The 12,435-nt window shown below is 38.4% G+C and carries 15 protein-coding genes; 1 reads left to right on the forward strand and 14 read right to left on the reverse strand.

The genetic code is table 11. The features are described 5' to 3' along the window. Positions 1–4: 4 nt before the first annotated feature. From paaI to ABJH98_RS06345, 13 genes are all read right to left on the reverse strand, one after another. Positions 5–448 (reverse strand): hydroxyphenylacetyl-CoA thioesterase PaaI, encoded by a 444-nt coding sequence (gene paaI, locus ABJH98_RS06285; protein ID WP_348306784.1) that lies wholly within the window; start codon positions 446–448, stop codon positions 5–7. Then, positions 448–1,605, reverse strand: a complete 1,158-nt coding sequence (locus ABJH98_RS06290; RefSeq protein WP_348306785.1) for a 3-hydroxyacyl-CoA dehydrogenase NAD-binding domain-containing protein — start codon at positions 1,603–1,605, stop codon at positions 448–450. Before ABJH98_RS06290 ends, paaI begins: the two co-directional genes overlap by 1 nt. After that, positions 1,602–2,381, reverse strand: coding sequence for an enoyl-CoA hydratase-related protein (locus ABJH98_RS06295; protein ID WP_348306786.1), 780 nt, complete (start codon positions 2,379–2,381; stop codon positions 1,602–1,604). Before ABJH98_RS06295 ends, ABJH98_RS06290 begins: the two co-directional genes overlap by 4 nt. Before the next feature lie 36 nt (positions 2,382–2,417). Continuing rightward, positions 2,418–2,912, reverse strand: a complete 495-nt coding sequence (gene paaD, locus ABJH98_RS06300) for a 1,2-phenylacetyl-CoA epoxidase subunit PaaD (protein ID WP_348306787.1) — start codon at positions 2,910–2,912, stop codon at positions 2,418–2,420. Continuing rightward, a complete protein-coding gene (paaC, locus tag ABJH98_RS06305; protein WP_348306788.1) occupies positions 2,906–3,664 on the reverse strand; it encodes a 1,2-phenylacetyl-CoA epoxidase subunit PaaC in 759 nt (252 codons plus the stop codon). Before paaC ends, paaD begins: the two co-directional genes overlap by 7 nt. Position 3,665: 1 nt before the next feature. Continuing rightward, a complete protein-coding gene (paaB, locus tag ABJH98_RS06310) occupies positions 3,666–3,953 on the reverse strand; it encodes a 1,2-phenylacetyl-CoA epoxidase subunit PaaB (protein ID WP_084370801.1) in 288 nt (95 codons plus the stop codon). Between the two features lie 17 nt (positions 3,954–3,970). Then, on the reverse strand, positions 3,971–4,909 hold the full coding sequence (gene paaA / locus ABJH98_RS06315) for a 1,2-phenylacetyl-CoA epoxidase subunit PaaA (RefSeq protein WP_348306789.1): 939 nt from the start codon (positions 4,907–4,909) through the stop codon (positions 3,971–3,973). Positions 4,910–4,960: 51 nt separating this feature from the next. Continuing rightward, positions 4,961–6,034 carry a 1,2-phenylacetyl-CoA epoxidase subunit PaaE gene (gene paaE, locus ABJH98_RS06320; protein ID WP_348306790.1) on the reverse strand — a complete coding sequence of 358 codons (1,074 nt, stop codon included), beginning with the start codon at positions 6,032–6,034 and terminating at the stop codon, positions 4,961–4,963. A gap of 1 nt (position 6,035) precedes the next feature. Further along, a complete protein-coding gene (locus ABJH98_RS06325) occupies positions 6,036–7,379 on the reverse strand; it encodes an NAD(P)/FAD-dependent oxidoreductase (RefSeq protein ID WP_348306791.1) in 1,344 nt (447 codons plus the stop codon). Next, a complete protein-coding gene (locus ABJH98_RS06330; protein WP_348306792.1) occupies positions 7,376–7,963 on the reverse strand; it encodes a TetR/AcrR family transcriptional regulator in 588 nt (195 codons plus the stop codon). Before ABJH98_RS06330 ends, ABJH98_RS06325 begins: the two co-directional genes overlap by 4 nt. Before the next feature lie 78 nt (positions 7,964–8,041). After that, positions 8,042–8,593, reverse strand: coding sequence for a YfiT family bacillithiol transferase (locus ABJH98_RS06335; protein ID WP_348306793.1), 552 nt, complete (start codon positions 8,591–8,593; stop codon positions 8,042–8,044). Between the two features lie 91 nt (positions 8,594–8,684). Beyond that, a complete protein-coding gene (locus ABJH98_RS06340) occupies positions 8,685–8,981 on the reverse strand; it encodes an SCP2 sterol-binding domain-containing protein (RefSeq protein ID WP_348306794.1) in 297 nt (98 codons plus the stop codon). Between the two features lies 1 nt (position 8,982). Further along, on the reverse strand, positions 8,983–10,059 hold the full coding sequence (locus tag ABJH98_RS06345) for a glutaminyl-peptide cyclotransferase (protein WP_348306795.1): 1,077 nt from the start codon (positions 10,057–10,059) through the stop codon (positions 8,983–8,985). Positions 10,060–10,201: 142 nt separating this feature from the next. On the opposite strand from ABJH98_RS06345, the gene ABJH98_RS06350 reads away from it, so the two are divergent. Further along, positions 10,202–11,041: a universal stress protein gene (locus ABJH98_RS06350; RefSeq protein ID WP_348306796.1), complete on the forward strand. Its 840-nt coding sequence runs from the start codon at positions 10,202–10,204 to the stop codon at positions 11,039–11,041. A 2-nt stretch (positions 11,042–11,043) separates the two neighbouring features. Here the strand turns inward: ABJH98_RS06350 and ABJH98_RS06355 are convergent, their stop codons facing one another. Further along, positions 11,044–12,294: a sodium:proton antiporter gene (locus tag ABJH98_RS06355; RefSeq protein ID WP_348306797.1), complete on the reverse strand. Its 1,251-nt coding sequence runs from the start codon at positions 12,292–12,294 to the stop codon at positions 11,044–11,046. Positions 12,295–12,435 lie beyond the last annotated feature (141 nt).

The raw sequence follows: 12,435 nt of genomic DNA on the forward strand, positions 1-12,435 counted from the left end.
CTCGTTATGTTTTCTTGTTTTGCTCCGGCCATGCCGGTTCACTCCAAGGCGTGTCTTTTCTAAATACTGTTCCCTTAAATAATGCTACCACTTCATTATCTTGATTGGTGACTGTGATGCTGTAGATACCTAACCGATTAGCTAGATTATCTTCTTGGGCAATCGCTGTTAGTTTGTCACCTTCGTTCACTGCTTTGGTGTGTGAGATTGAAGTCTCAATTGAAACTGCGTGTCTGCCTTGAGAATTAGAGGCAAAGGCGAAAGCACTATCGGCCAAAGAATAGGTGATGCCGCCATGGGCAATTCCAAAGCCATTGAGCATATTTCCTTTAACAATCATGCTGATTTTAGCAAATCCTTGTTCAATTTCTTCCACTACGATTCCCATCCATTGACTAAATGTGTCATTGGCATACATCTGATCTACTATTGCCTTTGGGGTCATCATTAATAAAATGCTTTTTTATCTCTCACCATTCTACGAAGCAATGGACTGCATCTATACCTGTCTTCCAAGTACTCATCATACAACTGATCCATTTGTTTTACGCAATTGTCGATACCAAATTCATCTGCCCATCGAAGAAGGCCAGCAGGATAATTGACTCCTTTTGTCATGGCCAAATCAATGTCTTCCTTGCTGGCGATATTCCAGAATAAAGCATCTGCTGCTTCATTGATCAGCATCACTAAGATTCGATTGAATATTTTAGTGCCTAAAGCCTTGTCAAAATTCGGCTCTGGATTATTGGCGTTTTCTGAATAATCGTAATATCCCTTGCCTGACTTTCTACCTAGATAACCAGCTTCAGCCAATCTTTTTTGAGTAAAAGCAGGTTTGTATCTGGGATCGTAGAAAAAGGATTTGAATACCGTTTCTGTAACCGTGTAATTGATATCATTTCCAATGAAATCCATCAGTGTAAAGGGGCCCATTCGGAATCCACCGATTTCTGTCATGGCCCAGTCGATGGTAGCAACATCGGCGATTCCTTCTTCTAATATCCTTAAAGCTTCGCCATAGAAAGGTCTTGCCACACGATTCACAATAAAGCCTGGAGTATCCTTAGTTAGAACTGTGATTTTCCCCCAACTGTCGATAGTTTTTTTAGCTTCTTTTAAAACTGCTTCATCCGTCTGGATGGCAGGTATGATTTCAACCAAAGGCATCAAAGGTGCTGGATTGAAGAAATGAATACCCAAAACTCTTTGAGGATTGTCGCAAGCGCTGGCGATGGCTGACACAGATAGAGAAGAGGTGTTGGTTGCAAGGATGCATTTTTTGTCTACAATGCTTTCTAATTCTCTGAAAATTTGCTTTTTGATATTCAAATCCTCGATGATGGCCTCAATAATCAAGTCACAGGAATCAAATTCTTGTAATGTATCAGTGAATTGAATACGATCTAAAATTGTTCCGGCTTCAGTCTTGGTCAGTTTTCCTTTTTCAGCTAGACGGTCTAAGATTTTCTTTAAACTCTGTTTTGCCTTTTCAAGCATGGGTTTACTGCTATCCAATAGAATAACTTTATGGCCTGCAGTAGCCGCCACTTGAGCAATACCGCTGCCCATGGATCCTGCGCCGATGATTCCTATTACTTTCATTTTCCTGTGAATTCTGGTTTGCGTTTTTCCAAAAATGCTTGAACTCCTTCTTCATAATCAGCAGTTTTCCCTGCCTTTGATTGATAGATTTCCTCTTGATCAAGTTGCTCGTTTAAGTTATTGGTCAAACCTGCATTCAATAATTTCTTAGTGTACACTAATCCCTTTGTTGGCATTTTTGCTATGGTCTGTGCGATCTTCATAGACTCAGCTTCAAATTCTTCAGGGCTAAATACTTTGTATAACATACCTAGTTTTTCCGCATCTGTTGCGGAAACTTTATCACCCATCATCATCAATGCGCTGGCTTTTTGGAAGCCAATGAGCTTAGGTAAGAAGAATGTTCCGCCACTGTCTGGAATCAAGCCAATTTTACTAAAAGCTTGTATGAATGATGCCGTCTCTACTGCCACTACGATGTCACAGGCTAAGGCCATGTTGGCACCAGCACCAGCAGCTACTCCATTGACTGCACAGATGATTGGTTTCTCTATTTCTCTGATACGACAGACGATAGGATTGTAATGCTCGGCCACGATATTTTCTATGAATGGTGCATCTGAAGCTGTGACTTCTGCTAAATCTTGACCTGCACAAAAGGCTTTTCCGTTTCCCGTGAGATAAATAGCTCGGACTTCATCGTTTTGACCACATTGATCTAAAAGCTCCTGAAAACCAAGTGCCATTTCCCGATTGAAACTATTGAATACATCTGGTCTGTTAAATTTTATGATGGCAATACCATCTTTGATTTCGTGCTCTAAGGTTTGGGTCATTTTAGTGTTTTTGTGTTTGTTTTTAAGTGTTTGGCGTTAAATACATTTAAAATAGTCGAAGGGTTCTAAGCAGTCTTTGCACTTGTATTGTGCTTTACAGGCTGTAGAGCCAAATTCGCTGACTAGTATTGTGTTTTTGGATTCACACTGTGGGCAGGGAACAGTTTCGTCCTCTAGAAACAAAGCTCGTTTTGAGGTACTTCCTTGCGGAGGCGCAATGCCATAAGCTTTCAATTGTTCTCGGCCATGCGCTGTTAGCCAATCCGTGGTCCATGCAGGTTGCAAGACTGTTTTTACATCCACATTCTTATGTCCATTGTCAAGTAAACATTTTTTAATGTCCTCTTCTATCGTATTCATAGCAGGACATCCAGAATAAGTAGGAGTGATGGTCACCACCAAATGATCAGTTATTTCAATATGTCTGATGACTCCCATGTCAACCACTGACAGCACTGGAATCTCAGGATCCATTACGGATCGTAACGTTTCCAGCACTTTTTCAGGTGATATGGTGGGGGGTTTTACCATTCGGCGCCTGGATAAGCTCTTTGTAAATGTTGCATTTCGGCTAATAGATAGCCTAGATGCTCAGAGTGCATGCCTGTTTTTCCGCCAGTTTGATTCCAAGTACTTTCAGGTATTTTTAAGGTCGCTTCTCGTAAATGAGATTCGATTTCTTTTCGTACGATTGGTGCAATCTTATCTAAATCAGCACCGATTCCTTCAGATGCCATTTGTTTGTCCAAATCATCTTTTACAATACTCTCAAAAGCATAAGACCAAAAATGATCTAGCGCATCTTGCATTTTTTGATTGCTTTCTTCGGTTCCATCTCCTAAACGTAAAACCCATTGACCACTCCATCTTTTGTGATAGGTTACTTCTTTGATGCTTTTTTGAGCAATTGAAGCTATTTTTTCATCCTTGCTTGAAGCCAATTCATTCAACAAATGAAAATGGAAAACATCAAATAAGTATTGTCTGATGATGGTATAGGCGAAGTCTTTATTTGGTTGCTCAACGAGTAGTAAGTTTTGGTATTCCCTATCATTTCGAAGAAACGCCACATCGTCTTCTGATTTTGCACCACCGGTGAGTTCAGAAGCATATTGATAGTAATTTCTGGCTTGACCTATCAAATCCAAAGAGATATTGGTCAAGGCAATGTCTTGTTCTAAAACAGGGCCATGTCCACACCATTCGGCCAATCTTTGTCCAAGGATCAAGCAGTTGTCTGCTAATCGTAGGACGTAGTTATATGTATCGTTCTGTTCAGCCATCTTACATGTTTTTCAACTCGTCGGGTAAATTGTAGAAGGTTGGGTGACGGTAGACCTTGCTTTGTGCTGGTTCAAATAACTCCGCCCCTTCTTCTGGATCCGATGCCGTAATCTCACTCGATGGAACTACCCAGATACTTACACCTTCGCTTCTGCGTGTATAGACATCTCTGGCGTTTTCTACAGCCATTTCTGCATCTGCAGCGTGTAAACTACCCACATGCTTATGGTTGATGCCTGATTTACTTCTTATAAATATTTCCCACAGGGGCCAATTTTTGTTGCTCATGATTATCGAATTTTGGGTTATGCTGCTGATTTTTTCTTTCTTTTCTCAGAATAGGCCAAAGCCGCTTCGCGAACCCATGCTCCTTCTTCATAGGCTTTTTTTCTGGTGGCGAGTCTTTCCTTGTTGCAAGGACCATTGCCTTTCACTACTGCCCAGAATTCATCCCAGTTGATTGGTCCAAAGTTGTAATGACCCGTTTTTTCGTCCCATTTCAAATCTGGATCTGGAATAGTGATGCCCAAAATATCAGCTTGAGGTTTGGTTGCATCTATAAATTTTTGTCTCAATTCATCGTTGGTGAATCTTTTGATCTTCCAATTCATGGATTGTGCCGTGTGTGGTGAGTCCGCATCGTTGGGCCCAAACATCATGATCGAAGGCCACCACCATCTATTGAGCGCGTCTTGCGCCATGGCTTTCTGCTCAGGTGTTCCGTTACAAAGCTTCAGCATGATTTCATAGCCTTGTCTCTGATGAAAGCTTTCTTCTTTGCATACACGTACCATCGCTCTGGCATAAGGGCCATAAGAACATCTACAGAGTGGTACTTGGTTCATAATGGCTGCGCCATCAACTAACCAACCGATGGCACCCATGTCTGCCCAGGTGAGGGTAGGGTAATTGAAGATAGAAGAATACTTTGCGGTACCAGTATGTAATTGATCGAGTAAATCGTCTCTTTCTACACCTAGGGTTTCACAGGCACTGTACAAATACAAACCATGTCCAGCTTCGTCTTGTACCTTGGCTAATGCGGCCACTTTTCTTCTCAGTGATGGAGCACGAGTCAACCAATTGCCTTCTGGTAGCATACCAACAATTTCAGAATGAGCATGCTGTGAGATTTGTCTGATCAATGTTTTGCGATAGTCATCGGGCATCCAGTCTTTGGGCTCGATTTTCTCCTCAGCGTCTAGCTTGCGCTGAAATTCCTTTTCTAAATCTATCGTATTCATCTTTTTGGGTCTTTCTATAAATTTACTGAATATCCAATCCGAATTCAATTCTTAATTTTCGTCAAAACTTAGTACTACACGGTCTGTTTTAGGATGTGCCTGACAGCTCAAGACATATCCTCTGTCAATTTCATCTTCTTCCAAAGCATAATTGACAGCCATGTCGACTTCTCCTTCGATCAATTTGGCCTTGCAAGTACAACAAACACCACCTTTGCAGGCATAGGGGAGGTCAGCTCCTTTTTTAGCAGCAGCATCCAAAATGGAATCGTTGCTGTTGTAGTCAAAATCCATCTTGACTCCGTCAATCTGTATGGTGACCTTACACTTTACTTTTTCGTAAGATTCTTTTTTCTGACCTGTGCCTGTCCCTAGTTTGCCAACTGGGCTGGTGAATAGTTCGATGTGCACTTTTGACTTATCCACGTTCAATTCCAACAATGCCGCTTGAATCCCTAACATCATGGGTTCTGGTCCACAAATAAAGAACTCGTTTGTCGACTCCAAGTCAATGATGGTTTTAGAAAATGTAGTTACCTTTTCTTTATCTACAAACCCTTCAAACAGAGGGAATTCAGTGTGTTCCTCACTAAAAACATGGAAAACGTTCAGTCTTTCCATGTATCGATTTTTCAATCCCTCAATTTCTTCTTTAAAGACAATCGTGTCTGTACCGCGATTGGCATAGATCAAAGTGAATTCACTTTTGGGCTCAGTATCCATTACGGATTTGAGAATAGATATGATAGGAGTAATGCCACTTCCTCCAGCAAAACCAACATAGTTTTTGGTTTGTGTTGCCTTTAGTTCTGTATTGAAGCTACCTGAAGGAGGCATCACTTCCAGTTCTTCGCCTGCTTGAAGTTTTGTATTGGCATAAGTAGAAAAGGCTCCGCCATCTACCTTTTTAATAGCTACTTTCAGTCTATTTTCTTTCGGACTGGTGCAAATAGAATAGGATCGTCTGACATCCTCCCCATCGATGATTTTTTTCAAAGTAACATGCTGCCCTTGCTTATAGCTGAATAGGCTTTTATGTTCTTCAGGCACATCAAATTCTAAAGATACACAGTCGTCCGTTTCTTTGGTAAGCTTTGATATTTTGAGTGGATAAAAATGTTGCATTTTAGTTTGGGATCATGTGGTTTGTCTCGACGAACGATTTAAAATCTCCTCTTTCGATAATATCAAGAATATCCTCCTTGTTGACCAATTCGTCTAATATCAGGTCTTGTTGATTTCCTTTTCTTACGGCTTCACTGTAGGGGGTATTGGTGAATGAGACCATTGAATATTGTGGTATAAATCGTTCTGGAAAGGTCTCGTACAAGGCTCTTTCTATTTTCTTTCTTTTTAAGAACCATTCTTGCCCCACCAAATCCCTCATTTCTATAAAATTCTTAAGTGCTAGATCTGCGATGGCATCAGCGTCAGGTTTTCTGGAATTTTCAAATTCCTGAAACAATTCAATCCAATTGTCGCCATGCTGATCCATTAATTCATTGAGGATAGACACATCTTCGAATCCAGCATTCATGCCTTGCCCGTAGAATGGAACAATCCCATGTGAAGCGTCACCAATTAGAGTTACTTTGCCTTTGTAACTCCATGGGAAGCATTTTATAATTACCAGTGGAGATGTAGGGTTTTCATTGAATAACTCTATTAGGTTAGGAATTAATTTAAAAGCGTCTGGAAACTTACTTTTGAAGAAGGCTTCTATTTCTGATTCATTATTCAGTTTTTCAAAGGAATTTTCTCCTTCATAGGGAAGAAAAAGGGTGCAAGTAAAACTGCCATCTGGATTTGGTAATGCAATGAGCATATGGCTACCTCTCGGCCAAATGTGCAAAGCATGCTTTTCCATTTGAAATTCACCATTTTTAGCTTCAATGCTCAGTTCTTTATAGTCATGGCTGATGTACTCTTGAGAAAAATTGAAGTGTTTCAATTTTTGCATGACGGATCGTACGGCTGAGAATGCTCCATCTGTACCAAAAATGAGATCTGATTCTACATACTTCGTCTCATTGTCATTTAATTCAAATGAAGCAATCGTGCGATCCAAATCGATATCTATACACTTATGTTCGAATTGAAAATTGACATTTTCATATTCATCAGCATGATCTATTAGAATTTGATTCAACCCTGCTCTAGATATTGAATAAATGGCTTCATTTTCTTTGCCATATGGCTGAAAAGTGAGTGATTCGTCTATACCATGCATCATTCGGCCATTCATTGCGATAGCCGCTTTACGTACTTTATCACCAGCACCTACAAGATCCAGTGCTTTCCATCCTCTGGTAGAGCATGCCATGTTAATTGATTTACCAGCCGAAATGTTTGCATTTCGAATGTCAGCTCTCCGTTCATAAACATTAACTTGATAGCCTCTTTTTCCCAATAGTGCAGCAAGCAGAGAACCCACCAATCCTGCGCCGATTATGGTTATTTGCTTACTCATGACTTTTTAATTCCATTCATTAACAACCCAATAATTGTTTCTTTAACTGATTCTACATTCATATCTCGGTTGGAATGATACCAATGCTGCAACCATCTAATCGAAGAAAGCATGGTATATAAAGCTACTTTGGCATCTGAAACTACTACCGATCCATCGGCTATGCCTTCATTTATGATTGCTAAAAAATGGTTCTCATAAGTTCGCCTTTTTTCTAAAAATTCTCCTCGCTCAGGCTCAGTCAAGTGGCGCCATTCGTCATTCATTACACTAGCAAGTGGGGAACTCATCGCGTTGATCTCAACATGAAGTAGAAGGAGCTCTTTGATCTTAGCTATAGCTGATTCATTGGAATTGACAATTACATCCATTTTTGAAGTGTAAGTGTCAGCTAATGAAAAACAAATTTTGGAGAGAATCTGTTCTTTGCCTGTGATGTGATTGTATAGACTAGCAGCTTCTACACCTACTTTGGAGGCAATGTCTCTCATAGTGGTGGCTGAGTATCCTTTCTCTCTAAATAAGGTTGCGGCCTCCTCTAATATGATCTGCTTCTTAGATTTTTTAGATTTTGTTTTTGACATCTTTTTCAAAACTAACAAATGTTAGTTAACATGAAAAAGAAATTCGAGACATTAAGTTAAAAAGATTAAATGAGACAATTATGAATTATTCCACTTCATTCTTTCAACCAAGTTCATAATATGTGCTAAATGATGATTGCAATGCCAGGCATACAATTCAATATTTTCATAAAGTTTAATCTTTCTGCCATTTTGAGGATGAACGAATGCTTTATGCATATCGGCTTCTGATAAGTTGTTAAGGATTTTTGTCCATTTCAAATGTAAAGCTGTAAGTAGAAGTAGTGATGGCTCTATGGCATCATGTTTAGCCTCGGATAGTTCAGCCCAATCTTTTTCATTATAAGCTTTTATGGTAGGTTCATCTTCAGTCAAAGTCCATTTAAAGCGAATATAGCTATTCATATGACTGTCTGCTAAGTGATGAACAAGTTGACGAACTGTCCAGCCATCCGGGCGGTAAGGGGTGTTCAGTTGATCATCAGAAAGATATTGTACACTTTCTCTTAAGACCTGTGGAAAGTGACATATTGTATGAATGCCATTTTCAATGTCTTGTTTCGCATATGACTTTGGAAAATCAAATTTTCCAATAGGGTATCTTAAATCTTCTAATTCTTCTATGCTCATAATTTTTACAATAAAGTAAGTGTGTCTGGTTTTGAAACACCATTAATCATCTTGAGAAGAACTAATAGGTTAGATTAGTTTATTGCAAGGTTTAAAAAAGATTAGATAATTTCATAGCAATGGACATGTCTCCGTCTACTTTGATTTTACCCATCATGAAGGCCCCCATGGCATTCATGTCGCCAGACATCAATTTATTAAAATTGGACAGGCTTACACGTACTGTACAGTCTGCATAATCGTCCGCATTGGTCACCACATTAGGTGATACGGTATCATCCAAATAAATCACACCTTCGTCAAATTGGAATTTAATCTTTGAGCCAATGGCTCCGCTTTTTTTTGATGCCAAGTCTTGTACTTTGGCTGTTGTTTCTTCTAAAGTCATATTATAAGTTGTTTGCTGCAGCTACTAGCTGGATTTCAAATAATTTTGGCCACCATTTTCCGGTAATATAATAACGATCTAAGTTTTTGTCGTAAGCAATGCCATTGAGAACATCATGGCGCTTATCGTACGTGGAGAAATCAAAAATACCTTTTAAGTCTAAGATTCCTTTTACTTTCCCACTATTGGGTTCAATGATATAAATTTGTTCGGTTTGCCATCGAACGGCAAACAAGTCTCCATTTATATATTCAAGTTCATTCAAAAAGTCAATTGGGCCATTTTGGTCATATACTTCAATTCGTTTGATTTCTGAGAAACTCTCAGGTTCCATAAAGTAAATCATATGAGTTCCATCGCTCATAATTAAATTCACTCCATTTGAAGTTAATCCCCATCCTTCGGTAGGGTAAGAAAATTGCCTGACTAGCTCAAATGAGTTTTTATTGAATACAAAACCAGTTCTTTCCTTCCAGGATAGCATATAGATATTTTCATTTAACAGTCCGATACCTTCTCCGAAATATTGCGAAGCTATGTCTATTGATTGAAGTACTTTTCCAGTTTTTAATTCAACTTGTCTTAACGTTGACTGTCCTTTTTCGCCTGTACTCTCATATAGTTTACTATTATCAATTAAAAGACCTTGGGTAAATGCATCTGGATCATGGATATAGGTGTTCGTAATTCTATATGTATATCGTACTGGTTCAATATCTGATAATAGTGTAACAAAGTGTCTTTTCTTCTCAATTGTCCCATTACTTAGAAATACGGAAATAGTCAATGTCTTCTTGCCAGGAGTTTCATTTATGGTATTCCAGATGGATTGTTGACTGATTACATTTTTTCCATTATAGATTACTTGAACAGAATCTATTGCAATGTCAGCATCATTCGAGCTTATGCTAAATACTAGCGTATCTCCAATCGTGCTATTGATGCCATTTTTTGGTGCATCAACTTTGCTAATATTTTTTACTCTAGGGCTTATGGAAACCTTCTTTTCATTAGCGGAATCGCATCCGATGAGCGTGGCAAATGATATTAAAAAAAGTATTGATTTGAATGGATTCATTTTTAATTCACAATTAAGAGGGCAATAATATGATGATTGATCTGCTTACAAAAATGAATTATGGATTAATAATTCAAGTTCCGATTCGTATTAGTTAAATTTAGCTGTAAGCTTTAAAATTTTACCTTAAAAACATATTTAGATGAGACGAATATTAGTTCCAATTGACTTTTCTGAAGAATCAATGAATGCATATAATGCAGCACGATCCGTGGCATTAAATACTGATTCGGAAATTCTTTTGCTTCATATAGTGGAAGACCCAAATATTGAAACCATGAAAGTATCTGGTGAAGCGCACTATGATCCTATGGATAATTTATACGTGAAACTATTGCTTAATAAGACAAAAGAACGACTGGAGGAAATAGTAAATGATCCGAAGAATAGTGATGTGACCATCAGTTATAAAATTGAAATTGGGAATCCCTATTCATCAATAGCCAAGAATATTGCTTCACATAATTCTAGTTTGATCATTATGGGATCTAATGGAGCATCAGGATTACAAGAGATTTTGGTAGGGTCTGTGGCTGATAAGACGGTGAGGTATGCTACATGTCCTGTAGTAGTGATCAAAGGTGAATGTTCTATTGAGAATGTGAAAGATATCGTTTTTGCTACCGATTTAAAGGATGATCAAGCACAGATCATGAAGCATTTGAAGAGTTTACAAGAATATTATGATGCTAAAGTTCACCTTTTGAAAGTGTACAATTCAGAATGGACTACCTCAGAGGAAGTTCAAAAAAGACTCAAGATGTTTGTTTCTGAGTATGATTTGAAAAATTGTACGACAGTAGCTATGAAATCAGCAGATCTGGCAGAATCAATTTTGGATTATGCAGAGGAAATTGATGCAGGTATGATAGCAATAGGCACACATGATAGACATGGTTTGTTACATTTGCTAGCTAGCCATGTTTCTAAAAGTGTACTGAATCATGCGCATCGCCCGATCTGGACGATGGCCATTAGGTAATTTTATTTTCTTGGGAATGTGATCCTCATCAGCTTAGGAATGGTAAGCCCCTGATAAAGTACAGAGCAAACTACCACAGTATAAGTCATGGTGATGATCACTTCTTTTCCTTCAAACTCAGGAAGCGATAAGGATAAAGCGATAGGTATACCACCTCTAAGACCACCCCAGGCTAATACATGAATGGTGTTTTTCTCAAAACTTCGATAGGTACTCATAGCTGCAATAGGTACACTTACACTAACGTATCGTGCGAATAATACAATATTGAAAGCGAAGAAACCGGCTGCAAAATAGTCTAATCTCCAAGGGATAATCAACATTTCTAAACCTATCAAAACAAAAAGCATAGCATTTAATGTTTCTTCAATCAAATGCCAAAATTTGAATACATAGTCACCAGCTGCGCTAGTGACGTGGCCACTTTTACCTTCGTTGCCGATAACCAGACCCATCACTACGACCGCTTGTTTGGCCGATACATGAGCAAATTCCGCCAGCTGTGTACCTGCCATGACTAGTGCTAAAGTCATAAGTACTTCTACTTCTACTTCGTCATTGTCGATATACTTTAGCAGTCGATAGCCTAAGTATCCCAAAAATAATCCGATCACAATTCCTCCAACGATATCTGTTCCAAATACCCAAACTATATCTACAAAACTTAAAAAGTGATCTTCACCTGCATGTGCCAAATCCAGAAGTGTCAGAGCAATTACAACTGCCATACCATCATTAAACAATGATTCGCCGGCAATTCTGGTTTCTAAATTTTTTGATAAACTATATTTTTTAATAGTTGAGGTAACGGCAATAGGATCGGTAGGAGAGATCAAAGCCCCAAATACAAGGCAGTACATGAAATCAAGCGGAATTCCTATCCAAATCAGTAAATAATAGACAAAACCACCAATTATAAATGTAGAAATAAGGACACCTAAAAGGGCCAATATTAACACTGGAGTACGTTCTTCAGCTAATTTTTTAAAATCGATTTGAAGTGCTCCAGCAAAGAGCATGAAGCTCAATACCAATTGATAAAGGACCTCATGATAATCATAATCCTGTAAAATCCTTTCAGTTCCCAGTTTAAACTCAGGAATAATTTGCTCGATCACCAACAAAGCAAAAGAAAGTCCTAATGCCAAAATCATTAGACCAACAGAAGAAGGGAGTTTGAGGTAATAAGTATTGACGTAGATAAAGATGCCCGCTAAGCAGATAAACAGGGCTAAAATATCTAAAATATTCATGTTGTTGTATTAAAAATGTCCTGATTAAAGTGGTGGTCTTTAATTTTCTATGGCAATATTAATACAAATCCATATAGATTTTCACCGCTATATTAACTAAAAAAATATAAAAAATTCAATAATTCATATTAAATAAAGAGC

The organism is Reichenbachiella sp. (genome assembly GCF_039969095.1).
GTDB lineage: Bacteria > Bacteroidota > Bacteroidia > Cytophagales > Cyclobacteriaceae > Reichenbachiella.

Excerpts from the sequence above, each read along its gene's own strand:
- paaI (WP_348306784.1), bottom strand. The coding sequence starts at position 448 with ATGATGACCCCAAAGGCAATAGTAGATCAGATGTATGCCAATGACACA.
- ABJH98_RS06290 (WP_348306785.1), bottom strand. The coding sequence starts at position 1,605 with ATGAAAGTAATAGGAATCATCGGCGCAGGATCCATGGGCAGCGGTATT.
- ABJH98_RS06295 (WP_348306786.1), bottom strand. The coding sequence starts at position 2,381 with ATGACCCAAACCTTAGAGCACGAAATCAAAGATGGTATTGCCATCATA.
- paaD (WP_348306787.1), bottom strand. The coding sequence starts at position 2,912 with ATGGTAAAACCCCCCACCATATCACCTGAAAAAGTGCTGGAAACGTTA.
- paaC (WP_348306788.1), bottom strand. The coding sequence starts at position 3,664 with ATGGCTGAACAGAACGATACATATAACTACGTCCTACGATTAGCAGAC.
- paaB (WP_084370801.1), bottom strand. The coding sequence starts at position 3,953 with ATGAGCAACAAAAATTGGCCCCTGTGGGAAATATTTATAAGAAGTAAA.
- paaA (WP_348306789.1), bottom strand. The coding sequence starts at position 4,909 with ATGAATACGATAGATTTAGAAAAGGAATTTCAGCGCAAGCTAGACGCT.
- paaE (WP_348306790.1), bottom strand. The coding sequence starts at position 6,034 with ATGCAACATTTTTATCCACTCAAAATATCAAAGCTTACCAAAGAAACG.
- ABJH98_RS06325 (WP_348306791.1), bottom strand. The coding sequence starts at position 7,379 with ATGAGTAAGCAAATAACCATAATCGGCGCAGGATTGGTGGGTTCTCTG.
- ABJH98_RS06330 (WP_348306792.1), bottom strand. The coding sequence starts at position 7,963 with ATGTCAAAAACAAAATCTAAAAAATCTAAGAAGCAGATCATATTAGAG.
- ABJH98_RS06335 (WP_348306793.1), bottom strand. The coding sequence starts at position 8,593 with ATGAGCATAGAAGAATTAGAAGATTTAAGATACCCTATTGGAAAATTT.
- ABJH98_RS06340 (WP_348306794.1), bottom strand. The coding sequence starts at position 8,981 with ATGACTTTAGAAGAAACAACAGCCAAAGTACAAGACTTGGCATCAAAA.
- ABJH98_RS06345 (WP_348306795.1), bottom strand. The coding sequence starts at position 10,059 with ATGAATCCATTCAAATCAATACTTTTTTTAATATCATTTGCCACGCTC.
- ABJH98_RS06350 (WP_348306796.1), top strand. The coding sequence starts at position 10,202 with ATGAGACGAATATTAGTTCCAATTGACTTTTCTGAAGAATCAATGAAT.
- ABJH98_RS06355 (WP_348306797.1), bottom strand. The coding sequence starts at position 12,294 with ATGAATATTTTAGATATTTTAGCCCTGTTTATCTGCTTAGCGGGCATC.